The 26,677-nt window shown below is 68.7% G+C and carries 20 protein-coding genes and 2 tRNA genes; 7 read left to right on the forward strand and 15 right to left on the reverse strand.

Annotated features, from left to right (window positions below):
* Nucleotides 1-150: 150 nt before the first annotated feature.
* Nucleotides 151-2,829 carry a cell cycle histidine kinase CckA gene (cckA, locus tag ACV7NL_RS11885; protein WP_056186191.1) on the forward strand — a complete coding sequence of 893 codons (2,679 nt, stop codon included), beginning with the start codon at nucleotides 151-153 and terminating at the stop codon, nucleotides 2,827-2,829.
* 142 nt (nucleotides 2,830-2,971) lie between these two features.
* Nucleotides 2,972-4,063, forward strand: coding sequence for a recombinase RecA (gene recA, locus ACV7NL_RS11890; protein ID WP_056186188.1), 1,092 nt, complete (start codon nucleotides 2,972-2,974; stop codon nucleotides 4,061-4,063).
* Between the two features lie 359 nt (nucleotides 4,064-4,422).
* Here the strand turns inward: recA and ACV7NL_RS11895 are convergent, their stop codons facing one another.
* The 3 genes from ACV7NL_RS11895 to ACV7NL_RS11905 form a co-directional block, all read right to left on the reverse strand.
* Entirely contained in the window at nucleotides 4,423-4,758 is a 336-nt protein-coding gene (locus ACV7NL_RS11895) for a c-type cytochrome (RefSeq protein ID WP_056186184.1), read from the reverse strand.
* Nucleotides 4,759-4,760: 2 nt separating this feature from the next.
* Entirely contained in the window at nucleotides 4,761-6,050 is a 1,290-nt protein-coding gene (locus tag ACV7NL_RS11900; RefSeq protein ID WP_463355779.1) for a PQQ-dependent sugar dehydrogenase, read from the reverse strand.
* A gap of 104 nt (nucleotides 6,051-6,154) precedes the next feature.
* On the reverse strand, nucleotides 6,155-6,571 hold the full coding sequence (locus tag ACV7NL_RS11905) for an MAPEG family protein (RefSeq protein WP_056186178.1): 417 nt from the start codon (nucleotides 6,569-6,571) through the stop codon (nucleotides 6,155-6,157).
* Between the two features lie 214 nt (nucleotides 6,572-6,785).
* On the opposite strand from ACV7NL_RS11905, the gene alaS reads away from it, so the two are divergent.
* Entirely contained in the window at nucleotides 6,786-9,449 is a 2,664-nt protein-coding gene (gene alaS / locus ACV7NL_RS11910) for an alanine--tRNA ligase (RefSeq protein WP_463355780.1), read from the forward strand.
* Between the two features lie 57 nt (nucleotides 9,450-9,506).
* Here alaS and ACV7NL_RS11915 read toward each other — a convergent pair whose 3' ends face one another.
* The 5 genes from ACV7NL_RS11915 to ACV7NL_RS11935 all read right to left on the reverse strand — a co-directional run bounded on the left by ACV7NL_RS11915 (nucleotide 9,507) and on the right by ACV7NL_RS11935 (nucleotide 11,827).
* Nucleotides 9,507-9,935, reverse strand: coding sequence for a DUF2147 domain-containing protein (locus ACV7NL_RS11915; protein WP_463355781.1), 429 nt, complete (start codon nucleotides 9,933-9,935; stop codon nucleotides 9,507-9,509).
* A 135-nt stretch (nucleotides 9,936-10,070) separates the two neighbouring features.
* Nucleotides 10,071-10,631 carry a hypothetical protein gene (locus tag ACV7NL_RS11920; protein WP_463355782.1) on the reverse strand — a complete coding sequence of 187 codons (561 nt, stop codon included), beginning with the start codon at nucleotides 10,629-10,631 and terminating at the stop codon, nucleotides 10,071-10,073.
* A 164-nt stretch (nucleotides 10,632-10,795) separates the two neighbouring features.
* Nucleotides 10,796-10,871, reverse strand: a tRNA-Ala gene (locus ACV7NL_RS11925).
* Between the two features lie 315 nt (nucleotides 10,872-11,186).
* A tRNA-Ala gene (locus tag ACV7NL_RS11930) sits at nucleotides 11,187-11,262 on the reverse strand.
* Between the two features lie 172 nt (nucleotides 11,263-11,434).
* Nucleotides 11,435-11,827 carry a TIGR02300 family protein gene (locus tag ACV7NL_RS11935; protein ID WP_082503635.1) on the reverse strand — a complete coding sequence of 131 codons (393 nt, stop codon included), beginning with the start codon at nucleotides 11,825-11,827 and terminating at the stop codon, nucleotides 11,435-11,437.
* A gap of 257 nt (nucleotides 11,828-12,084) precedes the next feature.
* Between ACV7NL_RS11935 and aroA the strand changes: the two genes are divergently transcribed.
* Nucleotides 12,085-13,434 carry a 3-phosphoshikimate 1-carboxyvinyltransferase gene (gene aroA / locus ACV7NL_RS11940; protein ID WP_463355783.1) on the forward strand — a complete coding sequence of 450 codons (1,350 nt, stop codon included), beginning with the start codon at nucleotides 12,085-12,087 and terminating at the stop codon, nucleotides 13,432-13,434.
* Between the two features lie 5 nt (nucleotides 13,435-13,439).
* Nucleotides 13,440-14,072 carry a (d)CMP kinase gene (cmk, locus tag ACV7NL_RS11945; RefSeq protein WP_056186166.1) on the forward strand — a complete coding sequence of 211 codons (633 nt, stop codon included), beginning with the start codon at nucleotides 13,440-13,442 and terminating at the stop codon, nucleotides 14,070-14,072.
* Between the two features lie 58 nt (nucleotides 14,073-14,130).
* Here cmk and gltA read toward each other — a convergent pair whose 3' ends face one another.
* The gene (gene gltA, locus ACV7NL_RS11950; RefSeq protein WP_056186163.1) at nucleotides 14,131-15,420 is read right to left on the reverse strand and encodes a citrate synthase; all 1,290 of its coding nucleotides are present in this window, start codon (nucleotides 15,418-15,420) and stop codon (nucleotides 14,131-14,133) included.
* 248 nt (nucleotides 15,421-15,668) lie between these two features.
* Nucleotides 15,669-17,090 carry a glutamate--tRNA ligase gene (gltX, locus tag ACV7NL_RS11955; protein WP_463355784.1) on the reverse strand — a complete coding sequence of 474 codons (1,422 nt, stop codon included), beginning with the start codon at nucleotides 17,088-17,090 and terminating at the stop codon, nucleotides 15,669-15,671.
* Between the two features lie 171 nt (nucleotides 17,091-17,261).
* Here gltX and ACV7NL_RS11960 point away from each other — a divergent pair, with 171 nt between their 5' ends.
* Nucleotides 17,262-19,550 carry a ComEC/Rec2 family competence protein gene (locus tag ACV7NL_RS11960; protein WP_463355785.1) on the forward strand — a complete coding sequence of 763 codons (2,289 nt, stop codon included), beginning with the start codon at nucleotides 17,262-17,264 and terminating at the stop codon, nucleotides 19,548-19,550.
* Here ACV7NL_RS11960 and lexA read toward each other — a convergent pair.
* Nucleotides 19,544-20,296 (reverse strand): transcriptional repressor LexA, encoded by a 753-nt coding sequence (gene lexA / locus ACV7NL_RS11965; RefSeq protein ID WP_056186006.1) that lies wholly within the window; start codon nucleotides 20,294-20,296, stop codon nucleotides 19,544-19,546. The two genes, ACV7NL_RS11960 and lexA, sit on opposite strands and share 7 nt — an antisense overlap.
* A 544-nt stretch (nucleotides 20,297-20,840) precedes the next feature.
* Between lexA and ACV7NL_RS11970 the strand changes: the two genes are divergently transcribed.
* Nucleotides 20,841-22,130: a calcium-binding protein gene (locus ACV7NL_RS11970; RefSeq protein WP_056186003.1), complete on the forward strand. Its 1,290-nt coding sequence runs from the start codon at nucleotides 20,841-20,843 to the stop codon at nucleotides 22,128-22,130.
* A gap of 110 nt (nucleotides 22,131-22,240) precedes the next feature.
* Here ACV7NL_RS11970 and ACV7NL_RS11975 read toward each other — a convergent pair whose 3' ends face one another.
* From ACV7NL_RS11975 to ACV7NL_RS11990, 4 genes are all read right to left on the reverse strand, one after another.
* Nucleotides 22,241-22,918, reverse strand: a complete 678-nt coding sequence (locus ACV7NL_RS11975; RefSeq protein ID WP_463355786.1) for a metallophosphoesterase family protein — start codon at nucleotides 22,916-22,918, stop codon at nucleotides 22,241-22,243.
* Between the two features lie 209 nt (nucleotides 22,919-23,127).
* On the reverse strand, nucleotides 23,128-24,090 hold the full coding sequence (locus ACV7NL_RS11980) for a type II secretion system F family protein (RefSeq protein WP_056479702.1): 963 nt from the start codon (nucleotides 24,088-24,090) through the stop codon (nucleotides 23,128-23,130).
* Between the two features lie 97 nt (nucleotides 24,091-24,187).
* Nucleotides 24,188-25,156 carry a type II secretion system F family protein gene (locus ACV7NL_RS11985; RefSeq protein WP_463355787.1) on the reverse strand — a complete coding sequence of 323 codons (969 nt, stop codon included), beginning with the start codon at nucleotides 25,154-25,156 and terminating at the stop codon, nucleotides 24,188-24,190.
* The gene (locus ACV7NL_RS11990; RefSeq protein ID WP_463355788.1) at nucleotides 25,153-26,607 is read right to left on the reverse strand and encodes a CpaF family protein; all 1,455 of its coding nucleotides are present in this window, start codon (nucleotides 26,605-26,607) and stop codon (nucleotides 25,153-25,155) included. The genes ACV7NL_RS11985 and ACV7NL_RS11990 overlap by 4 nt, the downstream gene beginning before the upstream one ends.
* Nucleotides 26,608-26,677 lie beyond the last annotated feature (70 nt).

Here is a 26,677-nt window from a genome sequence, read left to right on the forward strand (position 1 = left end):
AGGAGAGCCGCGTGACGATTGGCGCGCGCGCCCGCCACCCTTTATGCACCGTCTTTCGCGAGAATTCGCGGCGACTTGCGCCGGTTGGCCCTTGCTGCGAACGGAAGCAGGGCGCTAACCGGAATGGCTTCAGGGGTGGATCGGCGGCGGATGGTTGAGTTCAGCGGACACGGAAAGCCCGCGTCGAACGCGATCGATCGCTCCGAGCGGCCGGGGCGCGTCGGGCTGCTGCTGGTGCTCGCCGGTTTGCTGGTCGGCGCGGCGGTCGGCCTGTCCTTCGTCGCCAGCGACCAGGCCCAGCCGCTCATCCTCGGCCTGCTGGCGCTGCTCGCCATGGCGGGGGTGTTCTGCCTGTTCGCCCTGGCGATCGGCGCGATCCAGTTCGCCGGCCAGACCACCCGCGACGACATCACCAAGGCGATCGTCGATGCGGCGCCGGATGGCGCCATCGTGGTGGAGGAGGGCGGCCGCCTGATCTACGCCAACGAATCCTACCTGCGCCTCGCGGGCGGCGAGACCGTCGCCAGCCTGCGGCCGGTGGAGCGGGTCTTCGTCGGCTCGCCCGAGGTGTCGGAGGCCGTCTACCGCCTAGCCCAGGCCTCCCGCGACGGCCTCGGGCACGCCGAGGAGATCCGGATGGCGCCGCCACCGGGCAGCGCCGCCGAGCGGGCCTTCGCGTGGTTCCGCATCAGCGTGCGCCCGGTCGAGCGTCCGCGCCGGGCCGCCACCCTCTGGACCGTCAGCGACATCACCCACGAGCGCGAGCGCCAGGAGAACGTCTTCCAGGAACTCCAGCACGCAATCGACTACCTCGATCACGCCCCCGCCGGCTTCCTGTCGATCGATCCCGCCGGTTCGATCGTCTACATGAACGCGACCCTGGCCGCCTGGCTCGGCTACGATCTCGCCACGGTCGGCTCCGGCGGGCTCCGCCTCGCCGAGATCGCGCCCGGCGCCGATGTCCTCACCGCCTCCGAGGGCCTGCCCGGGGAGGTCCGCACCGATCGCTTCGACCTCGATCTGCGCCGCCGCAACGGCCATCCGCTGCCGACGCGCCTGTACCATCGCGTCGCGTTCGGCCAGGACGGGCGGCCGGGCCCGTCCCGCACCTTCGTGCTCAACCGCTCGGCCGGCGCCGAGAGCGACGAGCCGCAGCGCGTGGCCGAGGTGCGCCTCGCCCGCTTCCTCAACAACAGCCCCATCGCCATCGCGACCCTCGACCAGAGCGGCCACATCGCCCGGGCCAACGCCTCGTTCGCGCGGCTGTTCGGCGGCGTGCCGCGCCAGGCGCTGCCCGATGGACGCAACGACCTGCACGGCGAGCCGACGATGTGGGAGGCCGTGGCCGAGCGCGATCGCGCGGCCCTCGAAGCGGCCCTGAGCAAGGCCGCCGCCGGCCTCGCCGAGGTGCTGCCGATCGAGATCGCCCTGTCGGGACCGGGCAACCGCTCGGCCCGGGTGTGGCTGAGCCCGGCGGGTGGCGAACCGGCCGCGGTCGGCCGCGACGGCGCCGAGGCCGACCAGGGCGACCGCGAGCGCGTGATCCTCTACGCCCTCGACACCACGGCCCAGCGCCAGCTCGAGCAGCAGGTGGCCCAGGCTCAGAAGATGGACACGGTGGGCCAGCTCGCCGGCGGCATCGCGCATGATTTCAACAACGTGCTCCAGGCCATCATCGGCTACTCGGATCTGCTGCTGGCGAGCCACCGGCCGACAGATCCGGCCTTCCAGGACATCATGCAGATCAAGCAGAACGCCAACCGGGCCGCCAGCCTGGTGCGTCAGCTGCTCGCCTTCTCGCGGCGCCAGACCCTGCGCCCGGAGGTGATGAATGTCGGCGAGGCGCTGTCCGACCTGACCCTGCTGCTCAAGCGCCTGCTCGGCGAGCGGGTCGACCTCGACCTCAAGCACGGACGGGACATCTGGCCGATCAAGGCCGACGTCAATCAGTTCGAGCAGGTCATCGTCAACCTCGCGGTCAACGCCCGCGACGCGATGCCGGAGGGCGGCCGCCTCCTCATCCGCACCGCCAACATCGCGCACGACGCCGTCCCCACGGAGAACCGGGACGGGATGCCGACCGGCGACCATGTCCTGATCGAGGTGCTCGACACCGGGCAGGGCATCCCGCCCGACGTCATGGAGAAGATCTTCGAGCCGTTCTTCACCACCAAGGAGATCGGCAAGGGCACCGGCCTCGGGCTCTCGACCGTGTTCGGCATCGTCAAACAGAGCGGCGGCACCATCGACGTGCGCTCCACGGTGGGGGAGGGGACCGCCTTCCGCATCTCCTTCCCGCGCCACGAGCCCGCCGCCGAGCCGGCGCCCGAGCCCGAGATCGCCCTGGCACCCCCGAGCCCGCAGACGACCGCCGCCATCGCGGCCGACCGACTCAAGGTGACGTCGAGCCGGGCCGAGGCCGAGAAGCCCGCGCCGCGCAAGCCCGCGCCGGACCATACCGGGCAGGGCGTGATCCTGCTGGTGGAGGACGAGGACCCGGTGCGCGCGGTCAACAGCCGTGCCCTGTCGGCGCGGGGCTACACCGTGCTGGAGGCCGCCTCCGGCCTCGATGCCCTGCGGATCATCGCCGAGACCACCGAGACCATCGACCTCGTGGTGTCCGACGTGGTGATGCCCGAGATGGACGGGCCGACCCTGTTGCGCGAACTGCGCAAGCAATCGCCCGACCTCAAGGTCATCTTCGTCTCGGGCTATGCCGAGGACGCCTTCCGCAAGAACCTTCCCGACGGCGAGGATTTCAACTTCCTGCCCAAGCCCTTCAGCCTGAAGCAGCTCGTCGAGACGGTGAAGGAGATCATCGCGCGCTGAGCCGGCGGCGACGCAGATTCCTGGACCGGAGTCCAGGGAATCTGCATCGCCGCCCTTGTTCCGTGAGAACAAAACAGGTACATAATCGGCAACCGGGGCGCATTGAGCCTTGCACCTCCCCCATGCATAAGGATGCCGACGAATGGCCCAGCCCGCGCTGAAAGTTGTGGATTCCCCGATGGTGGATAAGGACAAGGCGAAGGCGATCGACGCCGCTCTGTCGCAGATCGAGCGGGCCTTCGGCAAAGGCTCGATCATGCGCCTTGGCAAGAACGACAAGGTCCAGGAAGTGGAGGTGGTCTCCACCGGCTCCATCGGGTTGGACATCGCGCTCGGCGTCGGCGGATTGCCGCGCGGCCGCGTCATCGAGATCTACGGGCCGGAATCCTCCGGCAAGACCACCCTGGCCCTGCACACCATCGCGGAGGCTCAGAAGAAGGGCGGCGTCTGCGCCTTCGTCGATGCCGAGCACGCCCTCGATCCGGTCTATGCGCGCAAGCTCGGCGTGCAGCTCGACGATCTCCTGATCTCGCAGCCCGATACCGGCGAGCAGGCCCTGGAGATCACCGATACGCTGGTGCGCTCCGGTGCCATCGACGTGCTGGTGGTCGATTCGGTGGCGGCCCTGACGCCGCGCGCCGAGATCGAGGGCGAGATGGGCGATTCGCAGCCCGGCCTTCAGGCCCGTCTGATGAGCCAGGCCCTGCGCAAGCTCACGGGCTCGATCTCGCGTTCGAAATGCATGGTCATCTTCATCAACCAGATCCGCATGAAGATCGGCGTGATGTATGGCAGCCCCGAGACCACCACGGGCGGCAACGCCCTGAAGTTCTACGCCTCGGTGCGCCTGGACATCCGCCGGATCTCGACCCTGAAGGATCGGGACGAGGCGATCGGCAACCAGGTTCGCGTCAAGGTCGTGAAGAACAAGGTCGCGCCGCCCTTCAAGCAGGTCGAGTTCGACATCATGTTCGGCGAGGGCGTCTCGAAGGTCGGCGAGTTGATCGACCTCGGGGTCAAGGCGGGCATCGTCGAGAAGTCCGGCGCGTGGTTCTCCTATGCCAGCCAGCGCCTCGGCCAGGGTCGTGAGAACTCGAAGGGGTTCCTGCGCGACAACCCCGAGATCGCCAACAAGATCGAAGCCTCGATCCGCCAGAATTCCGGACTGGTGGCCGAGAAGATCCTCGAAAACGCCAAGCCGACCGAGGACGACCTCGACGAGGGCGAAGCCTGAGATCAACGCCTCCGCCGTTCCCGCGGAGGCCGTCTGGATCAGCGAAAGGCCGCCGGACTTCGTCCGGCGGCCTTTCTCGTTCTCAAACCTGACCGGTCGGTTGGAAAAGACCCTCGCTCCCGTATGGGCGACGGTGTTCACCCACCCGTTTTCGCAAGCAGTGGCGTCCCTCTCCCCCTTGTAGGGGGAGGTTCGAAGTGGGGGTGGCTCCGCCAGCCTTCGCAGCACGCGGGTCGGCCGACCACCCCCACCTGCAACGCCCTTTGAGACGGGGGAATGCCATATCCGTGCGGGACAGAGACCCCGTGCTCGCCAGCAACCAGCCCTCTGAATGAAGCCACCATCGAACCCCGTAAGGCCTATCCGGGGGGAAGAACGTCGACCTGGATCGCCGCATAATAGGCGGCCAGATCGGCGATCTCGGTGTCGCTGAGCGGCTTGGCGACCACGTTCATGATCGCGTTGCGCCGGACACCGTCCCGATATTCCGTCAGCGCCTTGACCAGGTAGGGCTCGACCTGACCCGAGAGATTCGGCGCCTCGGGCAGCTTCGAGACCCCATCGAGGCCATGGCAGGTCTGACAGGCGATGGCGGCCTTGCGCCCGGCCTTGGCATCGCCCGCCTGCGCCGCCGCCGGGAGCAGGACCGATGCGAGGAGGCCGAACAGGGCCGCGCCTAGGCCGGGGCGGGCCATCGTCACTGGCCCTCGTACGAGATGCGGTAGATCGCCCCCGCCGTGTCGTCGGCGACGAGGAGCGAGCCGTCGAGCAGGACAGCGACGTCGGCGGGACGGCCGAGATATTCACCGTCCGCCGTCAGCCAGCCCTCGGCGAAGGGCTTGGGCGTCCCGGCCTTGCCGTCCTTGTCGAGCGGCACGAACATGATCCGGGCTCCGATCGGCTGGGTCCGGTTCCAGGAGCCGTGCTCGGCGGTGAAGAGGCCGCCCTTGTAGGAATCCGGGAACTGGCGGCCGGTGTAGAAGGTCATGCCGAGATCGGCGGCGTGCGGCGGCAGTTCGGCCTGCGGAAACACCGCGTCCGTCGGCGGCGTCTCGTCCTTGTACTCGACGGTGCGGACATGCCCGCCGCCGAACCACGGGAAGCCGAAATTCTCGCCCGCCTTGGCGATGCGGTTCAGCTCACCGGGCGGGGTATCGTCGCCCATGCCGTCGACCTGATTGTCGGTGAACCACAGGGCCTTGTCGGCCGGGTTGAAATCCATCCCGACGGAGTTGCGGATGCCGGTGGCGTAGACCTCGCGGTTCTTGCCGTCCGCCTCCATGCGGATGATGCCGCCGATGCCCGTCCGCGCGTAGAGGTCGCGCTTGGCGGCCGGCGGCACGTTGTAGGGCTGACCGAGCGAGATGTAGGTCTTGCCGTCCGGTCCGACGCTGCACATCCGGGCCGTGTGGTTGTAGCTCTCCTCGGACGCCGGGATCAGCTCGCCCTGCTTGACCAGGATGCCGGCCGCCACGTCCGGGCTCTCGTAGAAGAACTCCGCCGCCGGGAACGACAGCACGCGGTTCTGCTCGACGATGGTGAGGACGCCGTCCTTCGAGAAGCAGACGCCGTTGGGGATCTTGAAGTCGATGCCCGGGGCGAAGGCCCGAACCTCGTCGGCGACGCGGTCCTTGTCGCGGTCGGTGACCGTGTAGACCTTGCTCTTGCGGGTGCCGACGAACAGCACGCCGGCATTGGGGCCGACCGCGATCGAGCGTGCATCCGGCACCACGGCGTAGAGGTCGATCTTGAAGCCCTCGGGCAGCTTGATCTTGGAGAGGGTCCGGCGCAGCGCGTCGGCGCGCCGGCCGGTCTGAGGAATTTCCGGCGCCTCCGCGGTTCCCGTGGTCTGCATGCCGGTCAGCTTTTCCAGCGCGTCGGCCTTGGTTTTCGTGTCGGCCGAGGAAGCGCCCTGCGCCAGGGCGCCGGCGGAGAGCGCCAGCCCGGCACAGCCGGCCAGCAGCGTCGCGGTGAGGACCGTTCGCATGGATGTTCTCCCGAACTCCGCCCGCATGGTCGGGGCGGTTGCCCCGACGATATGAGCCTCGCAGACGGGCCGGCAAGAGTCCGAGTTGCGGATCGGCGGCGGCCTTAGGGGGTGTAGGGCAGGAGCTTGATGAACAGGCCCCAGAGGATGAACAGGATGCCGATGATGGAGACGAACCAGATCAGGGACCGGACCTTCGGAATGCCGAAGCCGTAGACCGGCAGGTAGACCAGCCGGGCGAAGAAGTAGAGATACGCTCCGAGCACCACCGCGGTGTTGTGGCGGCCGGTCGCCACGCAGGCGAGGACCAGGGCGGCGAAGATCGGAAAGGTCTCGAAGAAGTTCTTCGACGCCTTCTCGAGGCGGCTCGCCGCGCCCGTCACCTCGGGAGTCTTGCCCTCGCGGTTGCCGGAGGCCCAGGCGAGCCCGCCGCGCTGCTGCACGCCGCTGGCGGAAGCGGCGATGATGTGGACCAGCCCGAGCAGGCAGGACCAGGCGAGAAGGCGGATTTCGACCGGCATAAAACGATGTCCCTGAGATCAGCGAAGACGTGTTCCTAGCTCGGCCCTGGGCAAAAACGAAACCCGGTCGTGACTTGCGCCGGAACGCTCCTTATGAGTGCGCCTGCGCGGCGGAGCCCCCGGACACGGGGTGTTCGGCGCGCAGCATCCCGCGCACCGGAGCATTCCGGCGCGTCGGCATGCCGGCGGCACCCTACGACAGAGTTGTGATGCGATGAGCGGCGTCAACGAGATCCGGTCGACCTTCCTCGACTACTTCGCGAAAGAGGGCCACGAAGTGGTGCCGTCCTCGTCGCTGGTGCCGCGCAACGACCCGACGCTGATGTTCACCAATGCCGGCATGGTGCAGTTCAAGAACGTCTTCACCGGCATCGAGAAGCGCCCCTACGACCGCGCGACGACGGCCCAGAAATGCGTCCGCGCCGGCGGCAAGCACAACGACCTCGACAATGTCGGCTACACCGCCCGGCACCACACCTTCTTCGAGATGCTCGGCAATTTCTCGTTCGGCGACTACTTCAAGCCGCGGGCGATCGAGCTGGCTTGGAACCTGATCACGCGGGAGTTCGGCCTGTCCAAGGACCGGCTCCTGGTGACGGTCTACGCCGACGACGACGAGGCCGCCGGGCTCTGGCGCAAGATCGCCGGGTTCTCGGACGACCGCATCATCCGGATCGGCACCTCCGACAACTTCTGGCAGATGGGCGATACCGGCCCGTGCGGCCCCTGCTCGGAGATCTTCATCGACCAGGGTCCGGACCTCAAGGGCGGCCCGCCCGGCTCGCCGGACGAGGACGGCGACCGCTTCCTCGAGTTCTGGAACCTCGTGTTCATGCAGTACGAGCAGGTCGAGCCGGGCAACCGCCTCGCCCTGCCGCGCCCGTCCATCGACACGGGCCTCGGCCTGGAGCGCATGGCGGCGATCCTCCAGGGCGTGAAGAGCAACTACGACACCGATCTGTTCCGGGCGCTCATCGATGCGGTGGCCCACGCCGTCGGCCGTCCGCCCGAGCCCGGCACCGTCGCTTCCTACCGGGTCATCGCCGACCACCTGCGCGCCGCCTCCTTCCTGGTGGCGGATGGCGTGCTGCCGGGCAACGAGGGCCGCGGCTACGTCCTGCGCCGCATCATGCGTCGCGCCATGCGCCATGCGGAGCTGCTCGGCTCGCGCGAGCCGATGATGTACCGCCTGGTGCCGACGCTGCTGCGCGAGATGGGCCAGGCCTATCCCGAACTCACCCGCGCCGAGGGCCTGATCGGCGAGACCCTGCGCCTGGAGGAAACCCGGTTCCGCCGCACCCTGGAGCGCGGCCTGGCGATCCTCGATGCCGAGAGCCGGACCCTCGGTGCCGGCCAGAACCTCTCCGGCGAGACCGCCTTCACCCTCTACGACACCTACGGCTTCCCCCTCGACCTGACGCAGGACGCCCTGAAGGCGCGCGGCATCGGCGTCGACACGGACGCCTTCGGGCAGGCGATGGAGCGCCAGCGCAAGGCGGCGCGCGCCGCCTGGACGGGCTCCGGCGAGGCCGCCACCGAAACGGTCTGGTACGGCCTCAAGGAACGCGTCGGCGCCACCGAATTCCTCGGCTACGAGACCGAGAGCGCCGAGGGCATCGTCACCGCCCTCCTGCGCGACGGCGCCGAGACCGAGACCTTGAAGGCCGGCGAGACCGGCCTCGTCCTCGTCAATCAGACACCGTTCTACGCCGAGTCGGGCGGTCAGGTCGGCGACACCGGCACCCTCACGGGCGCGGGCCTGAAGGCGCGGGTGACGGCGACGGAGAAGAAGCTGGGCGACCTGTTCGTCCACCACGTCACGGTCGACGCGGGCAGCCTGTCGCCGAACCAGCCCGTGGAGCTGGCCGTCGACCACGGGCGCCGGGGAGCCATCCGCGCCAACCACTCGGCCACGCACCTGCTGCACGAGGCCCTGCGCCAGGTCCTGGGCGATCACGTCGCCCAGAAGGGATCGCTGGTTTCGGCCGACCGCCTGCGCTTCGATTTCAGCCATCCGAAGCCGATGGACGAGGCCGAGATCCGCGCCGTCGAGGACATCGCCAACGCGGTCCTGTTGCAGAACACCCCCGTGGTGACCAAGCTCATGGCGGTGGACGAGGCCATCGAATCCGGTGCGCGCGCGCTGTTCGGCGAGAAATACGGCGACGAGGTGCGGGTCGTCTCGATGGGCGCGCCGATCGCCGGCGAGGGCGGACGCACCAAGGCGTTCTCGGTGGAACTCTGCGGCGGCACCCATGCGGGCCGCACCGGTGACATCGGGCAGGTCTCGGTGGTGGGCGAGAGCGCGGTCGGCGCCGGCGTCCGCCGCATCGAGGCCCTGACGGCGGGGGCGGCGCGCCGCTACCGTGCCGAGGAGAGCCGGACCCTGGCGCAGGTCGCCGGCCTCCTCAAGGCGTCGGCCACCGACGTGCCGGATCGGCTCGCGGCGCTGCTGGAGGATCGTCGGCGGCTCGAACGTGATCTGACCGAGGCCCGCAAGAAGCTCGCCATGGGCGGCGGCGGCAGCGCCGGCGACGACGGGATCGTCGAGATCGGCGGCGTGAAGGTCATGGCGCGGGTGGTCGAGGGCGTCGAGATGCGCGACCTCAAGAGCCTCGCCGACGAGGGCAAGACCCGCCTGGGCTCCGGCATCGTCGCCATCGTGGGCGTCGCTCCGGATGGCAAGGCCGGCCTCGTGGTCGGCGTGACCCCGGACCTGACGGAGCGCTACGACGCCGTGGCCCTGGTCCGGGCCGGCGCCGGGCATCTCGGCGGCAAGGGCGGCGGGGGACGCCGCGACATGGCCCAGGCCGGGGGCCCGGAGGGCGCCGGTGCCGAAGCTGCCATCGCGGCGATCCGGTCCGCGCTCACGGCCTGATCGCAGCGGACGCCGGCCCCACGCGCCTGGGGGCCGGGGCCGACCGGGTGGGAGCGCTCAGTTCGCGCGTTTCCAGGTCTGGCTCTTGCAGAAGACGCTCATGACACAACCCGAGACCTCGATCACGTCCGGGCTCTTGATGGTCATGGTGCCGGCGTAGGTCTTGCCGTCCTTCGGGTTGTAGAGCGTTCCCTCGAAGCCGCTGCCCGCCGCCGTCCGGGTGTTCATGATCTGCACGCCGACGAGGCTGCGGGAGCGCAGCGACGGATCCGGGTTCTGCGCGTCGAGGCCCGGACCGGAGACGCCGGCCAGCACGCCGCAATAGCCGTTGCCGCACCGGCTGATCCGCACCTTCGAACCGCCGGTCTCCGTGAGCCAGAGCCCGGTCGGGTCCCGTCCCGGCTGCGCCAGCGCGGTGCCGCCGAGCATCAGCGTCACGGCCGCCGCCCAACCGGCGCGCTGCCAGATCCACCCTCTGGTCGTCATATCGAATGTCCCTCATCCCCCAGGTGATCGGGGCGAAGGCCATAGCGTGCCCGATCCCGGCTTTCCAGAGCGTTGCGGTTCCACACCGCCAGCGATGGAGGCTGAGGCTCACCCTTTCTCAGGATAGCGCCTCGCTCAGGGCAGCGCCCGGCCCAGGACGGCGCCCGCGTAGATCTCCGCGACCTCGCACAGCGGCAAGCCATCCTGGCGAAGCAGGAGCGCCTCGATCGCGAAGAGGGGATCGTCCGGGCCTACCGATTCCGGCCTGCCGGCACCCGGCAGGAGGCGCAGGGCGAGGGTCTGCCGGGAAGGCGCCAGGGCGTGGACGACGCGGCCGAACGGCACTTCGCTCGTTTCCAGCATCCGGTTCATGTCGCGGGTCAGCCGGTCCGGAACGTACCAGTTGTCGGCCTCCGACAGGACGAGCGCTCCGCACGCGAGGCGCACCCGGCGATAGCGCACGAGGGCGTCCGGCGGCACCTTCAGGCGCGCGCGCATGGCGGGGCTCGCGGGGCGATCCGGGCCCGCGACGGCGTGGGCCACGAGGCCGGAGGCGGGCGCGAGGCCGCGTTCGCGGGACCAGTCCTCGAGAACCCGGGTGGCGCTCGGACCGGCCAGCAGGCGGTCGCAGAGAACCTTCAGATCGGCCGACGCGGACCGGGCCGGGGCCGCTTCACCAGGAGGGAACGTCGCCATGAACACCGAACCACGTCCCATCCCATGACAGAACGCCGTGCCGTGGCCACCGCGCCCGCCTTACCCGTGCTGCCCCTGCGCTGTGCCATACGCAGCCGGACGGCGCCCGTCCATGTCGAAGCGCGCACCCATCACGAAGAGCATCATGTCGAAGAAGGAAGATTTGGTGGAGCCTAACGGGATCGAACCGATGACCTCTTCCATGCCATGGAAGCGCTCTCCCAGCTGAGCTAAGGCCCCACTCTCAACACCCCGGCGTCTGGAACACACGGGGTGGTCGTTCGCACGGGCAGGGTCTGAACCGCGCCGGCGATGGCGGTGTATACTGGCGGTCGGGCCGCGCCTCAACCCCTATTTCGCGTCCGCGGCGCTTTCCTGCCGCGTCACCGTCCGGTGCCGTTGTGATGCGCCGCGCAGCCGGTGCGTCGCGCCGGCTCACGCCAACAGGCGCGATCCCGCAACCAGCCAGGAAAGATCAAGGCGACCCACCCATCGGATGTCGGCGCGTTGGAAGAATGATCGGGGCGTTCAGCAGCCCGGTGGGACGGGCGAGATTGGTGGAGCCTAACGGGATCGAACCGATGACCTCTTCCATGCCATGGAAGCGCTCTCCCAGCTGAGCTAAGGCCCCACTCTCAACACACCGGCGTCTGGAACACACGGGGTGGTCTTCGTCGTCGCCGGCCACGTTGGCCGCCGTCGATGGCGGTGATGTACTGGGGCTTGTCCGCCGCCTCAACCCCCTTTGTGCCCCGCCGGCAAACTTTTTTCGCGGCGGGGCTTCGGCGGTCGTCGGACGAGACTCAGCTTTCCTCGTCGTTCTCGATGTCGCTGTCGATCAGGTCCGCGACGTCGTCGTCGCCGGTGTCCTCTTCCTCCAGGAAGGTGTCGTCGGCATCGTCGTTGCTGTCGCCATCCACGTCCTCGGTCGTGGTATCGGCATCGTCCTCGGCCGCTTCGACCTCATCCAGGGAGACGATCTCCGGACCACCCTTCTCGGCGTCCGTATCCTCGTCGTCGTCGGCCGGGACGGCGGCGGCGCGGGCCGCCAGGGCGGGAGCGGCGCGACCGGAGGCCGCCGCCACTTGATAGATCGTCCCGCATTTCGGGCAGGTCGGCGGATCGTTGTCGAGGTCATAGAACTTGGCGCCGCAGCTCATGCATTGACGCTTCAAGCCGAGTTCCGGTCTGGCCACGGGTGAACCTCTAATACGTGCAATCTTTTGGGAGAGCGGCCCCGTTAGTCGCGTGGGACGCTCCTGTCAAATCCGCTCGATCACCGCAGCATGCCGGAGCGCGGCCGTGAACTTTCCCCGAGCGTTTTCGGATCCCCGGATCGCCACGCCGAAGGCCTCGGATGACGTCGGCACCCCCGCGTGTTAACCGGCGTCACAAAGGACGTGCAGGCCTGCGAAGGCCGGCGCGCCGCTGCCCAGCTGAAAAGTCGTTGCCCGTGTCCCATGATTCCGAGCCCCAGCCGCTGACCGCCCATGCGGGCCTGCCCCTGAAGGGCAGCCTGCGACCGCCCGGCGACAAGTCGATCTCGCACCGGGCGATGATCCTGGGCCTGCTCAGCATCGGCGAGACCAACGTTCGAGGCCTGCTCGAGGGCGACGACGTCCTGAGGACCGCCGCCGCCGCCAAAGCCCTGGGCGCCGACGTCGAGCGCGTCGGCGACGGGCTCTGGCGCGTGCGCGGGGTCGGCCTCGGGGGCATGTCCGATCCCGAGGAGGCCCTGGATTTCGGGAATGCCGGCACCGGCTCCCGGTTGATGATGGGTGTCGTCGGCGGCCAGCCGGTGACGGCGACGTTCGACGGCGATGCCTCCCTGCGCAAGCGGCCGATGCGCCGCATCCTGGACCCGCTCGTCCGCATGGGCGCCGAGGTGGTGAGCGAGGAGGCGGGCGGCCGCGTGCCCCTGACCCTGCGGGGCCCTCGCGAGGCGATCCCGATCACCTACGAGACCCCCGTGGCTTCGGCGCAGATCAAGTCGGCGGTTCTGCTCGCCGGGCTGAACGCGCCGGGCATCACCACGGTGATCGAGGCGGCGGCCACCCGCGATCATACCGAGCGCATGCTGCGCCTGTTCGGAGCCGAGGTCACCGTCACGCCGCACGGTCCCGAGGGCCATGGCCGTGCGATCGCCCTCACGGGCCAGCCGACCCTGCGCGGCACCAAGGTGATCGTGCCGGCCGACCCGTCCTCGGCGGCCTTCCCGCTGGTGGCGGCCCTGATCGTGCCCGGCTCCGAGGTGACGCTGGAGGGCGTGATGATGAACCCGCTGCGAATCGGGCTGATCACCACCCTGCTGGAGATGGGCGCCGATATCGAGCGCCTGCGCGAGCGGGAGGAGGGGGGCGAGACCGTGGCGGACCTGCGGGTGCGGGCGAGCCGCCTGCGGGGCGTCGATGTCCCCCCCGAGCGGGCGCCGGCGATGATCGACGAATATCCGGTGCTGGCGGTGGCGGCCGCCTTTGCCGAGGGCACGACCCGGATGCAGGGGCTCCATGAACTCCGCGTCAAGGAATCCGACCGCCTCGCCGCGGTGGCGGACGGCCTCAGCGCCAACGGCGTCGCCTATCTCGTCGAGGGCGACGATCTGATCGTCCATGGCACCGGTGAGCCGGCGCGCGGCGGCGGCACGGTGGCGACCCATCTCGACCACCGCATCGCCATGGCGTTCCTGGTGATGGGGCTCGCCACCCGCGAGCCCGTGACCGTGGATGACGGCGCGATGATCGCCACGAGTTTCCCGAGCTTCCTGCCGACGATGCAGGACCTCGGCGGCCGGATCGAAGGTTGAGCGCGATGTCGATGGTGATCGCGATCGACGGCCCGGCCGCTTCGGGCAAGGGCACCCTCGCCAAGCGCCTGGCCGAGCATTACGGCCTGCCGCATCTCGATACCGGCCTGCTGTACCGGGCGGTCGCCCTGACGGTGATCGATGCGGGCCGCAACCTGGACGACCATCAGGCCGCGGCGCGCGCCGCCTCCAGCCTGATCGCCGACCGCCTCGCGGACCCGCGCCTGCGCGAGCGTGCCATGGGCGAGGCAGCCTCCCGTATCTCGGCCGTTCCGGCCGTGCGCGCGGCGCTTCTCGCCTGGCAGCAGCGCTTCGCCGGCAACGCCAGCGGAGCGGTGCTCGACGGTCGCGACATCGGCACCGTGGTCTGCCCGAACGCGCAGGTGAAGCTGTTCATCACGGCCGCGCCCGAGGAGCGGGCCCGGCGCCGTCACCTGGAGTTGCTGCGACGGGGCGAGTCGGCCAGTCTCGGCGCCATCCTGGACGATATCGTGGCCCGGGACGCACGGGACGCGCAGCGGTCCACGGCGCCCCTCAAGGCTGCCGCCGACGCCGTCGTGCTCGACACCACGGACCTCGACGCCGACGAGGCTTTCGCGGCGGCGCGGGCCGTGGTCGACCGCGCCCGTCCGCACTGAACCTGCGCGACGGACGCCAAATCCCTCGCCGGACTGCCGTCCGGCGAGGCGGACCGGCTCAGCCGCGCTGGTCGATCGGGGTGTATTCGCGCTTGTCCGGGCCGATATAGAGCTGGCGCGGACGGCCGATCTTCTGCGAGGGGTCCTCGATCATCTCGGCCCACTGGGCGATCCAGCCGGTGGTGCGGGCGAGGGCGAACAGCACCGTGAACATCGAGGTCGGGAAGCCCATCGCCTTGAGGGTGATGCCTGAATAGAAATCGATGTTCGGATAGAGCTTCTTCTCGATGAAGTAATCGTCCTTGAGGGCGATCTGTTCGAGCTGCACCGCGACTTCGAGCAGCGGATCGTCCTTGATGCCGAGCTGGCCCAGCACCTCGTGGGTGGTCTTCTGCATGATCCGGGCGCGCGGATCGTAGTTCTTGTACACCCGGTGGCCGAAGCCCATCAGGCGGAACGGATCGTTCTTGTCCTTCGCCTTGGCGACGTACTTGGCCACGTTCTCCGGATGGCCGATCTCCTCGAGCATCTTGAGGGCCGCCTCGTTGGCACCGCCATGGGCGGGCCCCCACAGGCAGGCGATGCCGGCGGCGATGCAGGCGAAGGGGTTGGCTCCCGACGAGCCGGCCAGACGCACGGTCGAGGTCGAGGCGTTCTGCTCGTGATCGGCGTGCAGGATGAAGATCCGGTCCAGCGCGCGGGCGAAGATCGGATTGACCTTGAACTCCTCGCACGGCACCGCGAAGCACATCCGCAGGAAGTTCGAGGTGTAGTCGAGGTCGTTCTTCGGATAGACGAACGGCTGACCGATCGAGTATTTGTACGCCATCGCCGCCAGGGTGGGCATCTTGGCGATCATCCGCATCGACGCGACCATGCGCTGCTGGTCGTCCGAGATGTCGGTCGAGTCGTGGTAGAATGCCGACAGGGCGCCGACGCAGGCGACCATGATCGCCATCGGGTGCGCGTCGCGGCGGAAGCCCTGGAAGAAGCGGTTCATCTGATCATGCACCATGGTGTGGCGCGTGATCCGGTAGTCGAAATCGGCCTTCTGGGACGGGGTCGGCAATTCGCCGAACAGCATCAGGTAGCAGGTCTCGAGGAAGTCGCCATTCTCGGCGATCTGCTCGATCGGATAGCCGCGATAGAGGAGAACACCCGCATCGCCGTCGATGTAGGTGATCTTCGACTCGCAGGAGGCGGTCGAGGTGAATCCGGGGTCGAAGGTGAACTTGCCCGTCTTGGCGTAGAGCTTGCCGATGTCGATGACATCGGGGCCGATCGTGCCGGTCTTGATGGGAAGCTCGACGTGGTCGTCGCCCACGGTGATCGTGCTGGAGGCGCTCATGGAGACCTGGACCCTTTCGTGACAGCGGGGCGGCGCCGGCCCGCGTGGCGATGCAGTCAGCCACCCGGATCCGGGGCGCAACTGCAGCCTATGCTGCACTTGCTCACACGAGCATGGGGGTAGCGGATCGGCGAACCGTCATCAACCGACGGTCCGCCTCTCACCGGCATCGAAGCGAAATCCAGGCCGATTTGTCATGCCTCCGCGCCCGGGGAACGCCTGGTCCGGTCACCGTTTCGGGATCGCCCTCAGCCCGTCTGGTCGCGGAGACGGCCGAGGCATTCCTCCCGCCCGAGCACCGCCATGACGTCGAAGACCGGCGGCGACGTGGCGCGGCCGGTCAGCGCCGCGCGGAGCGGCTGGGCGATCTGGCCGAGCTTCAGGCTCTCGGTCTCGGCGAAAAGCCGGACGGCGCCCTCGGTCGCCGCCGCACTCCAGTCCGGCAGTGCTTCCAGGGCCGGGACGAGGGCGGCGAGCCGCGCCTTGGCCTCGTCGCCGAGGAGCCCCTTGGCCTTCTCGTCGGGGACCAGGGGCCGGGCCGCGGTGAGGTAATAGGCGCTGTCGAGGAGTTCCACGAGGGTCTTGGCCCGCTCCTTCAGGCCCGGCATCGCGACCAGGAGTTTCTCGCGCAGGGCAGGTGCCAGCGGCACCGCGATGCCGCGGGCCGGCCCGAGCGCCGGAAGCACGTCCTCGATCGACCGGACGAGATCCGCATCCGCCGCGCCGCGGATGTAGAGACCGTTCAGGTTCTCCAGCTTGGCGAAGTCGAAGCGCGCCGGGGAGCGGCCGATCGCCTTCAGGTCGAAGGCCGCGATCATCTCATCGGTGGAGAAGACCTCCTGGTCGCCGTGGCTCCAGCCGAGGCGCACGAGGTAGTTGCGCAGCGCGCTCGGCAGGTAGCCGAGGTCGCGATAGGCATCGACCCCCAGCGCCCCGTGGCGCTTCGAGAGCTTGGCGCCGTCCGCCCCGTGAATCAGCGGAATATGCGCCATGGCGGGCGCCGCCCAGCCGAGGGCGTCGGAGATCTGGCGCTGGCGCGCCGCGTTGGTGAGATGGTCGTCGCCCCGAATCACCTGAGTCACGCCCATGTCGTGGTCGTCCACCACCACGGCGAGCATGTAGGTCGGGTTGCCGTCCGAGCGCAGCAGGACCAGATCGTCGAGGTCCTTGTTCTGCCAGACGACGCGGCCCTGCACGCCATCCTCGACCACGGTCTCGCCCTCGGTCGGCGCGCGCAGGCGGATCACCGGCTTGACCCCGGCGGGCGCGTCGGACGGATCGCGGTCGCGCCAGCGGCCGTCGTAGCGCAATGGCCGGCCTTCGGCGCGCGCCGCCTCGCGCATCGCCGTCAACTCCTCGGGCGTGGCGTAGCAGCGGTAGGCGTTGCCGGTGGCCAGCAGGCTCTCGGCCGCCTCCCGGTGTCGGGCGGCCCGGGCATACTGATAGATGACGTCGCCGTCCCAATCGAGGCCGAGCCAGCGCATGCCGTCGAGGATCGCGTCGATGGCACCCTGAGTCGAGCGTTCGCGGTCGGTGTCCTCGATGCGCAGCAGCATGCGACCGCCGAATCGGCGCGCATAAAGCCAGTTGAACAGGGCCGTACGGGCCCCGCCGATATGCAGGTAGCCCGTGGGCGAGGGGGCAAAGCGCGTGACGACGGCTGACGACATCAATCTGGACTTGAACTGCCTAGTGGAACAGGCGGGAAGCGGATCGACCGGCCTGGAGCGGCGCGTGTAGCATGCGCGACGCCCAGCGTTAAGAAATCGTCCCCTGGAAATCATGTCTTCCGAAATGGACTGAGGTCGCCGGCCCGACGGTGCGACCGGAAAGCGTGAACGATGGCGCAGGTGCGCGCGGTTGCAGCGGTGGGGCGATGGACGCGCCGCTTCGCCGTGCGCCGGGCGGTCTGGCGGCTCGTTGCGAACTGGGTCCGGGCCGGTTGGACCCGGGAGATCGAGCAGCGTCGCCTGTTCGCCTGGCTGGCGGTCGCCTTCGGGGCCGGCATCCTGGTCTTCTTCCTCGGAACGCAGGGCGCGCCGTCCCTCGCAGCCCCCCTCGTGGCGGCAGCGCTCCTCGGTGCCCTCACGCCCCGGCTGGTGGCGCGTCCGGTCGGGCTCGCGCTGGTTCTCGCCGGCATCGCCGCCGTCCTGGGCTTTGCCGCCGCGACGTTCCGCGTCCAGCAGGTCGCCGGCCCGATCCTCGCCCGGACGACGATCGCTCCGCTGGTCGGCACCATCGAGGGGCTGGACGAGCGGGAGGAGGGCGCGCGCCTGATCGTGCGGGTGGAAAGCTTCGGAACCCTTGCCGACGGGGTGCGACCGAGGCGCGTGCGGGTCTCCTACCGCAAGGCCATCCCGCTGAAGCCGGGCGACCGGATCGCCGCGACCGCTCGCCTGCTTCCGCCCCCGGATGCGGCCCGCCCGGGCGGCTACGACTTCGCTCGCGACGCCTTCTTCCGACAGATCGGCGCGGTCGGCTCCCTCGTCGGCACGATCGAGCGGCGGCCGCCGGTCCTCCCGACGCCGTGGACTGACCGCCTCGCGGCCGCTGTCGACGACGCGCGCAACGCCCTCACGCGACGGATCACCGACGCCAATGGCGGGCAGGCGGGGGCGGTGGCGGCCGCGCTGGTCACCGGCAAACGCGGCCTGATCAACAGCGACACCAACGACGTGCTGCGCGCGGCCGGGATTTATCACGTGGTGTCGATCTCCGGACTCCACATGGTGCTGGCCGCCGGCGTGGTGTTCTGGCTGGTGCGGGCCGGGCTGGCGATCGTGCCGTTCACCGCCCTGCACTGGCCCATCAAGAAGATCGCCGCCGGCATCGCCATGGTGGGGGTCACCGCCTATTGCGTGTTCTCCGGGTGGGACATCGCGGCCGAACGCTCGCTGATCATGACCCTGGTGATGCTCGGCGCGATTCTGGTCGATCGGCCGGCCCTCAGCATGCGCAACCTCGCGCTCGCCGCGCTGATCGCCCTGGCGCGGGATCCGGACGGGCTCCTCGGCCCCAGCTTCCAGATGTCCTTCGGCGCCGTTGCCGGGCTCATCGCCTGCGCACCGCTGATCGCCGGACAGGGCGGCCGCCGCGAGGGCGCCGGTCCCGTCACCCGCGCCGTCGCGTTCCTGATCGCCGCGATCGTCGGAACGCTGGCCACGACCCTCGTGGCGCAGATCGCCACCGCGCCCTTTGCGACCTATCATTTCCAGACGGTGCAGCCCTTCGGCCTCGTCGGCAATGCGCTCACCCTCCCGCTGGTCTCCCTGGCGGTGATGCCCGCGGCGGTGCTCGGCATCCTCGCCTATCCGTTCGCCCTGGATCAGCCGGTGTGGTGGGCGATGGGTCTGGCGGTGCGCGGAATGCTGTCGATCTCGACCTGGATCGCGGGCTTCGGACACGCCGTCGTGGTGGTGCCGGCCTTCGGGGCGGGGGCGTTGGGGCTGCTGGCGGCCGGCCTCCTCCTGCTCACCCTTCCGGCCTCGTCCCTGCGTTGGCTCGGGTTGATCCCGGCGGCGATCGGCATCGCCTTCGCGGCGTCGCCCGATCGCTTCGACATCTACGTCGATCGGGAAGGCACCGGGGCGGCGATCCGGGATCGCAGCGGCCACCTCGCCACTCTGGGGCGTCCGCCGGCCTTCGTGCTCGAACAATGGCTGAAAGCGGATGGCGATGCCCGGAAGGCCGGCGCCGTCCCGGCCTTTCCGGACGCCCGGTGCGATGGCCTCGGCTGTACCCTGACCCTGCCGGATGGGCGCAGGGTCGCCCTCGTCACCGACAAGCGCGCCTTCCCGGAGGATTGCGCCCGGGCCGATATCCTGATCAGCCGCCAATCGGCCCCGCCGGGCTGCGCCGCGGCGTTCGTCCTCGACCGGACCTTCCTGGCGGCACACGGCGCGGCGGCCTTGCGCCTCACGCGCGAGGGCGCCCGCGTCGTTACGACCCGGCGCCCGGGAGAAGCCGTTCCCTGGCGACCCGTGGCACCTGCCAACACGGACGCACCGGCGCGTGCCGCACCGGACATCGTGCCGGCAGCGCCGATCGGGCGAGCAAAGGACGCACCAGGTTCGCCCGGCGAAGGGCCGGGCGAAGGAATTGGCGAAGGGACCGGCGAAGAGCCTCAGTAACGACGCACGAGACTGACGAGGCGCCCCTGGATCTGCACCCGATCAGGGCCGAGCACGCGGGTCTCGTAGGCCGGATTGGCGGCCTCGAGAGCGATGGACGATCCCCGTCGGCGCAGGCGCTTGAGGGTCGCTTCCTCGTCATCGATCAGGGCCACGATGATGTCCCCGGTGTTCGCCGTGTCCTGCTTGCGGATCACCACGAGATCGCCGTCGAGAATGCCGGCCTCGATCATCGAATCGCCGCGCACCTCCAGGGCATAGTGCTCGCCACCCGCGAGGAAGTCCGGCGACATCGTCACCGAATGGCTCTGCTCCTGGATGGCCGAGATCGGCGTACCGGCCGCGATCCGCCCCATCACCGGGATCGTCACAGCCCGGCCGCTCTCGTCGGTCGCCTGGGTGGTCGGCAGGCGTGAGATGGAGGCGCCGGCCGGCACACCCTTCCCCTTGCCGCCCTCGACCACGCTCGGGGTGAAGCGACGGACTTCCGCCGCAGGCGCGGTCCGCGCCGAGGCGGATTGACCGCCGAGGCTCTCGGGCATCCGGATCACCTCGATGGCGCGGGCCCGGTTCGGCAGACGCCGCAGAAAGCCCCGCTCCTCCAAGGCCGTGATCAGGCGGTGGATGCCCGATTTCGACTTCAGATCGAGGGCGTCCTTCATTTCGTCGAAGGACGGGGGAACGCCGCTCTCGCGCATCCGAAGCTGGATGAACTGGAGCAAATCCAGTTGCTTACGCGTCAACATGCGGAACACTCTTCGTTGGAGACATTGGCTGCGGCGGACGACCACAGAAACAAACCACGAACACGTTAAACGTTCCGCAAGTGTTCTGCAAGAGTTCCTTAAAGAAGGCGGAATTCGTGCGCGGTGGCGCGCGTCCGATCCCAATTCAGGGCCGGTCGGGTTGGTCCGGTCACCGGTCACCGGTCACCAGAGCATCCGGACGCAACTCTGGCAATATCCGGATCGGGCGGAAAGGCCGCCAGAGCGCTGACCTTGCCCCGCGATCGACGGCGCTCAGGTTTCGTGCGCGTCGGGCAGGCATGAACCGGGAAGGCGCGCGTTTCTCGACTCTGTCGCACCCGGATCGGCCGTTCGCCGCATTCCGCAAAGGCACGGCGCGATGCGATGCGATGGACGGCTCGCGCTACAAAGCATCATAGACTGCAAGCCTTGCCTCTCATCTCTCCTTAACCAAGAGAAAACCCCGTCGTTGTGTCCTTTACTGCCTATAGATAGATATTCCCCTTATAGAAAAACGCCAGAACAACGACAAGGCCAAGCAAACATGTCGAAAATCATTGCGTATTGGGACAGTGAAAGTTCCCGCAATGCCGCTGGCGGCCAAGCAGACCTCATCCTGGCGACGGCGCAAGGCGCGGCGGATGGCTGGGCGAAACACATCCAGGGCGACGCCGTGATCGAGATCGCCATCGCGATGGGCAATTTCGCCGGCGGAAATGTCCTGGCCAATGCCGGTCCCAGCTATGCCTGGGACGGCCAGGGATGGACCTTCGCCCCGATCCTGGAAGCGCGCGAGGGTTGGGATGGCAATGGAGGCGAGGCGGACGGCAAGGTCACCCTGGGCCAGGACAAGCTGGGCGATCTCTTCTTCGATCCGCAGGGACAAGCCGGTGTCCCGTCCAACAAGATCGACGCGTTCGGGCTGTTCCAGCACGAGATCGCCCATGCCATCGGGTTCATTGATTTCCAGCCGGCCTGGTATGAAAACGGATCGATGGTGTATTACGACGAGAATACAACCACGGTCCTGGGTGGCCCTGCCAAGCTCGACGATGCGCGGGCGCATGTCTCGGGCGTCGAAGATCTGATGGACCCCTATTCGCCCTGGGGGTGGCGCCCGCAGATCTCGGATCTCGACCTCGCTCTCCTTCAGGACAAGGGCCTTCCGATCGCAACGGATCGCAAGGACCAGATCTGGCTCGGCAGCAAATCCGACACCTTCTCGGCCTTCGGCGGCGACGATTACGTCGAGGGCGGACGGGGCGACGATCACATCGACGGTGGGGCCGGCAAGGATTGGCTCTATGGCGGCGTCGGCAACGACACCCTTCTCGGGGGTGCGGGCGCCGACGGGCTCGATGGCGGCGAGGGCGATGACCTTCTCGAGGGCGGCACCGGCGCCGATCGGCTCTATGCCGGCCTCGGCGACGACAACCTGCGTGGCGACGCGGGGGATGACGTTCTGGAAGGTGGCGACGGCACCGATATCCTGAACGGTGGCGCCGGCGCCGATCTCATCATGGGTGGTCGCGGCGGCGACCGGGTTGCCGGCGGAGCCGGGGATGACACCTTCGTCATCACCTTCGGCGATCTGGAGACGAAGGGCATTCGCGACCTGATCGTCGATTTCCAGGGCGCGGGGCAATCGGGCGGCGATGTGATCCAGTTCAGCGGGTTCGCCGTCGCCTCGACCCTGGACCTCATCGGAACGTCCGGCAACGCGCGCGTCTACGAGGTTCACGACGCCGCGGGCGGGTCCCAGGGGCAGCTTCAGGTCAGCGCGGGTGGAGCCCTGGGCCCGTTGCTGACGCTGAACGACTTCCTGTTCGCCTGATCCGATGTCGCGGCGGCCTGCATCGGGCCGCCTCGAACGAGCCTCGCTCTTCGTTCCTGGCCTCGTCGCGGCCTTCAGGCCGGGGCAAGCGGGGCGCGGACGCAGTCACCTCAAGCCGATCCGTCGCGATCGACGTGGAGAAACCCGATCGGGCCGGCCTGCCCTTGGTCGAAGATGCCGGCCGTGAGCTGCCGGCCATAGACGCAGGCGGTGTCGAGATTGGTCCGGTAGCGCTTCTGATCGGGAATTCCGGTCCGCTGCGGCGTATGCCCATGGACCACGTGCTTGCCGAAGTCGAAACCGGCGCCGAGGAAAGGCTGGCGAATCCAGAGATGGTTGGCGACATCGGGATCCGGTCCGGTGCGCCCCGGGCGGAAGCCGGCGTGAACGTAGTAGCGCAGGGCATCCTCGTGAAAGGTGGGAAGCGCCGCCATCCAGCGCACCACCTCCGACGGAAGTGCGTCCGGCTCCGTGACGCCGAACGAGCGGAGCGTGGCATCGCCGCCATTGGCGAGCCAGACCGCCGCGTCCGCCGCATCGCGATACGCATCGATCATCATCCGCTCGTGGTTTCCCATGAGGCAGACGACGGCGTTCGGTGCCGAGGCCTGCAGGTGGCTCAGCATCGCGACGACCCGTGCGCTGTCGGGGCCGCGATCGACGTAGTCGCCGAGGCAGACGATGCGGGCGCTGCGGTCGCCCCGATGGGCGTTGATCCGTTCGAGCAGCCGCATCAGGGCATCGGCGCATCCGTGAATGTCGCCGATCGCGTAAGTCAGGTCGTTCATGGGGGTGTCGGGGCGCGGGGCGTGCGGAGTGGCTGGACTGAGCATCGCACCCGCATGGCAGGAATTCGGCGCCACGAAAATCCTCGACGCGCCCGGGCTGCCGCCGCACCGCTCGCCCGGTCGGGGCTCCTCAGGGGTTTGACCCGCCACCGTGAGCGGGGAATGCCGGGTCAGGGCCGCGCACGGGTCGGATCGGGCTCCGGCGTGGGTCAGCGAAAGACCTGGATCATGGCGGGCGTCAGGATGACGACGAAGAGCACGGGCAGGAAGAACAGGATCATCGGCACGGTCAGCTTCGGCGGCAGGGCCGCCGCCTTCTTCTCGGCCTCGTTCATGCGCATGTCCCGGCTTTCCTGCGACAGCACGCGCAGGGCCTGGCCGACCGGGGTGCCGTAGCGCTCGGCCTGGATCAGCGCCGTCGTGACCGCCTTGATCTGGTCGAGGCCGATGCGGCTGGCGAGGTTCTCGAAGGCCATGCGCCGGTCCGGAAGATAGGACAGCTCGGCGGTCAGCACCGCGAGTTCCTCGGCCAGAACGATGGACTGCCCGGAGACCTCGGCGCTGACGCGGCGAAAGGCGTGCTCCACCGACATGCCGGATTCGACGCAGATCAACGTAAGGTCGAGCGCATCCGGCCAGGCCGAGCGAATTTCCGTCTGGCGCTTGCTCGACGCGTTGAGAAGGTAGAGTTCCGGCGCCTTGATCCCGAAGAGAAGGACCGCGATCACGATCATCGCCCGGATCGCGAAGGGCTGGTCCAGAACCCCGAGCACGAACAGGTAGAAGATCGCCACCACCGCCAGAACGACCGGCGTCACGAGGCGGAAGAACAGGAAGGCGGTTTCGGCGCCCGGCGAACGGTAGCCCGCCATCATCAGCTGCTTGCGGGCCGTCTCGGTCCCGAGCCAGCGATCGAGGCTGAACCGCTCCACCACCCGCTTCATGTAGGCTTTGGGCGCGACCCGCAGGGTGACCTTCGAGGACATCCGCTCGCGTTCGCGGCGGCGAATCTCCTCCCGCTCCTCGCCGATCAGCTTCATGCGCTTGCCCAGGCGGTCGGGCTCGAACATCGGCTGGAGCAGCGCGAAGGCGGTCGCCGCGGCGGCGACGCCGGCCAGGACCGTGCCGAGGAAGCGCGGCTCGGTGACCTTGGCGGCGATCAGGTCCAGCATGCGGTGTCTCCGTACGATCCCGCCGGGCGCGGATGGGGGTGAGCGGGGAGCCCGCGCGTGGAGCGCGGACGGCGGAGAGTGCGGGTCGGCGGCCTCATCAGACGTCGAAGTTGATCATCTTCTTCATCGTGAAGACCCCGATCGACATCCAGATCGCGGAGCCCACCAGCGCGAGCTTGCCGATATCGGTCCGCCACAGCAGCGAGATGTAATCCGGGCTCGACAGGTAGGTCAGGGTGGCCACGATGAAGGGCAGGGCCGCGATGATGCCGCCGGAGGCCTTGGCCTCCATGCTCATCGCCTGGATCTTGCCGGCCATCTTCTTCCGCTCGCGCAGGACGCGGGACAGGTTGGCCAGGGCCTCCGAGAGGTTGCCGCCGGACTTGGCCTGGATGCTGATCACGATCGCGAAGAAGTTCACGTCGGAGACCGGCACGCGCTCGTACATCTTCAGGAGGGCGTCCCCGAGCGAGACCCCGAGGGTCTGAGATTCCACCACCTGCCGGAACTCGCTGCGGATCGGTTCCTCGGCCTCGCGCGAGATGATCCGGAAGCAGTCGCCCACCGGGATGCCGGCGCGCACGCCGCGGGTGATGATGTCGATCGCGGTCGGAAGTTCCTTGATGAAGGCGGCGATCCGGCGCTTGCGCAGAAAGGTCAGGAGCCAGAGCGGCAGACCGAAGCCGCCGGCGAACACGGCGCCGAGACCGGCCAGGGGGTTGCCGGTCGTGATGAAGATGATCGCGCCGAAGACGAGCGCGATCCCGGCCGAGATCAGGTAATACTGGTTGCGGGACCAGGACAGGCCCGCGCGGGCGATCTTCAGCTCCAGGGTCACCTTGGTGCCCTCGCGCTTGGCCTCGACCTCCTTCAGGCTCTTCGCGACCTGATCCCGCCGGCTGACCGTCGCCGCACGGGCGCCCGGGGCCGCGACGACGCTCACGGTCCGGCGCCGCTCGGCGGAGCGCCGCTCGCCCGAGAGGTAGGGGGACACGAAGACATAGGCCAGTCCGCCGGCCGTCAGGGCCAGGAGACCGGAGGCGAGGGCGAGGCCGCTGGCGTTCACGATCCGCTCCCGCCCTCTCCGGCCGCGTCCAGCGCGGCCGCCAGCGCCTCGTCCTCACCGTAATAGCGCGCGCGCTCCCAGAAGCGCGGGCGGCCGATGCCGGTGGAGCGATGGCGGCCGATCAGCTTGCCGTTCGCGTCCTCGCCCAGCACGTCGTAGAGGAAGAGGTCCTGGGTGATGATGACGTCACCCTCCAGGCCCAACACCTCGGTGATGTGGGTGATCCGGCGTGAGCCGTCCCGCAGGCGCGTCGCCTGCACGATCACGTCGATGGACCCGCAGATCATCTCGCGCAGAGTTCGCGACGGCAGGCTGAACCCGCCCATGGTGATCATCGATTCGATGCGCGCCAGGGCCTCGCGCGGCGAGTTGGCGTGCAGGGTGCCCATCGAGCCGTCATGGCCGGTATTCATGGCCTGGAGGAGGTCGAAGGCCTCCGGTCCGCGGACCTCGCCGACGATGATCCGCTCGGGGCGCATGCGCAGGCAGTTCTTGACCAGATCGCGCATGGTGACCTGACCCGACCCCTCCATGTTGGGCGGCCGGGTTTCCAGGCGGACGACGTGGGCCTGCTGCAATTGCAGCTCCGCCGCGTCCTCACAGGTGATGATGCGCTCATCGGCGTCGATGTAGCGGGTCAGGCAGTTCAGCAGCGTGGTCTTGCCCGAGCCGGTACCGCCCGAGATCACGACGTTGCAGCGGACGCGCCCGATGATCTGCAGGATGCGGGCGCCCTCGGGCGAGATCGCCCCGAAGGAGACGAGCTGATCGAGGGTCAGCTTGTCCTTCTTGAACTTTCGGATCGTCAGCACCGGCCCGTCGATGGCGAGCGGCGGCGCGATGATGTTGACGCGCGACCCGTCGGGGAGGCGCGCGTCGCAGATTGGGGAGGCTTCGTCGACGCGGCGGCCGACCTGACTCACGATCCGCTGACAGATGTTCATCAGCTGCTGGTTGTCGCGAAAGCGCACGTTGGTGAGCTGGATCTTGCCGCCGACTTCGATGAAGGCCCGGGTCGCCCCGTTGACCATGATGTCGGCGATGTCGTCGCGCGCCAGCAACGGCTCGAGCGGTCCATAGCCCAGCACGTCGTTGCAGATATCGTCGAGCAGTTCTTCCTGCTCGGCGATCGACAGGACGATGTTCTTGAGGCCGATGATCTCCGAGACGATGTCGCGGATTTCCTCGCGCGCCGATTCGGCATCCAGGCGCGAGAGCTGGGACAGATCGATGGCCTCGATCAGCGCCCCGAAGATCATGCTTTTCGTGCGGAAATAGTCCTCGGACTTCGAGGTCTCCTGGATCTGCACCGGCTCGGGCCGGCGGGGCGCCTCGGCTTTCGGGCGCAGGATCGAATCATCGTGGATCGGCAGGGAGACCGGCGCCTTCGCAAGGTCCGTCATCGGCCGCGGGGCCGGCACCGCGGCACTGCCCGATCGTCTACCGAACATGGCGCGGGCTCCTGGGTATCGGGTCCTTGGGGATCGGGTCCTTAAGGATCGGGTCCTTGGACGACAGATG

The sequence above is a fragment of the Methylobacterium sp. Ger2507 genome, assembly GCF_055231875.1.

Bases quoted from the DNA above. Each gene is read 5' to 3' on its own strand.
- cckA (WP_056186191.1), top strand. From the start codon at position 151: ATGGTTGAGTTCAGCGGACACGGAAAGCCCGCGTCGAACGCGATCGAT.
- recA (WP_056186188.1), top strand. From the start codon at position 2,972: ATGGCCCAGCCCGCGCTGAAAGTTGTGGATTCCCCGATGGTGGATAAG.
- ACV7NL_RS11895 (WP_056186184.1), bottom strand. From the start codon at position 4,758: ATGGCCCGCCCCGGCCTAGGCGCGGCCCTGTTCGGCCTCCTCGCATCG.
- ACV7NL_RS11900 (WP_463355779.1), bottom strand. From the start codon at position 6,050: ATGCGAACGGTCCTCACCGCGACGCTGCTGGCCGGCTGTGCCGGGCTG.
- ACV7NL_RS11905 (WP_056186178.1), bottom strand. From the start codon at position 6,571: ATGCCGGTCGAAATCCGCCTTCTCGCCTGGTCCTGCCTGCTCGGGCTG.
- alaS (WP_463355780.1), top strand. From the start codon at position 6,786: ATGAGCGGCGTCAACGAGATCCGGTCGACCTTCCTCGACTACTTCGCG.
- ACV7NL_RS11915 (WP_463355781.1), bottom strand. From the start codon at position 9,935: ATGACGACCAGAGGGTGGATCTGGCAGCGCGCCGGTTGGGCGGCGGCC.
- ACV7NL_RS11920 (WP_463355782.1), bottom strand. From the start codon at position 10,631: ATGGCGACGTTCCCTCCTGGTGAAGCGGCCCCGGCCCGGTCCGCGTCG.
- cmk (WP_056186166.1), top strand. From the start codon at position 13,440: ATGTCGATGGTGATCGCGATCGACGGCCCGGCCGCTTCGGGCAAGGGC.
- gltA (WP_056186163.1), bottom strand. From the start codon at position 15,420: ATGAGCGCCTCCAGCACGATCACCGTGGGCGACGACCACGTCGAGCTT.
- gltX (WP_463355784.1), bottom strand. From the start codon at position 17,090: ATGTCGTCAGCCGTCGTCACGCGCTTTGCCCCCTCGCCCACGGGCTAC.
- ACV7NL_RS11960 (WP_463355785.1), top strand. From the start codon at position 17,262: ATGGCGCAGGTGCGCGCGGTTGCAGCGGTGGGGCGATGGACGCGCCGC.
- lexA (WP_056186006.1), bottom strand. From the start codon at position 20,296: ATGTTGACGCGTAAGCAACTGGATTTGCTCCAGTTCATCCAGCTTCGG.
- ACV7NL_RS11970 (WP_056186003.1), top strand. From the start codon at position 20,841: ATGTCGAAAATCATTGCGTATTGGGACAGTGAAAGTTCCCGCAATGCC.
- ACV7NL_RS11975 (WP_463355786.1), bottom strand. From the start codon at position 22,918: ATGAACGACCTGACTTACGCGATCGGCGACATTCACGGATGCGCCGAT.
- ACV7NL_RS11980 (WP_056479702.1), bottom strand. From the start codon at position 24,090: ATGCTGGACCTGATCGCCGCCAAGGTCACCGAGCCGCGCTTCCTCGGC.
- ACV7NL_RS11990 (WP_463355788.1), bottom strand. From the start codon at position 26,607: ATGTTCGGTAGACGATCGGGCAGTGCCGCGGTGCCGGCCCCGCGGCCG.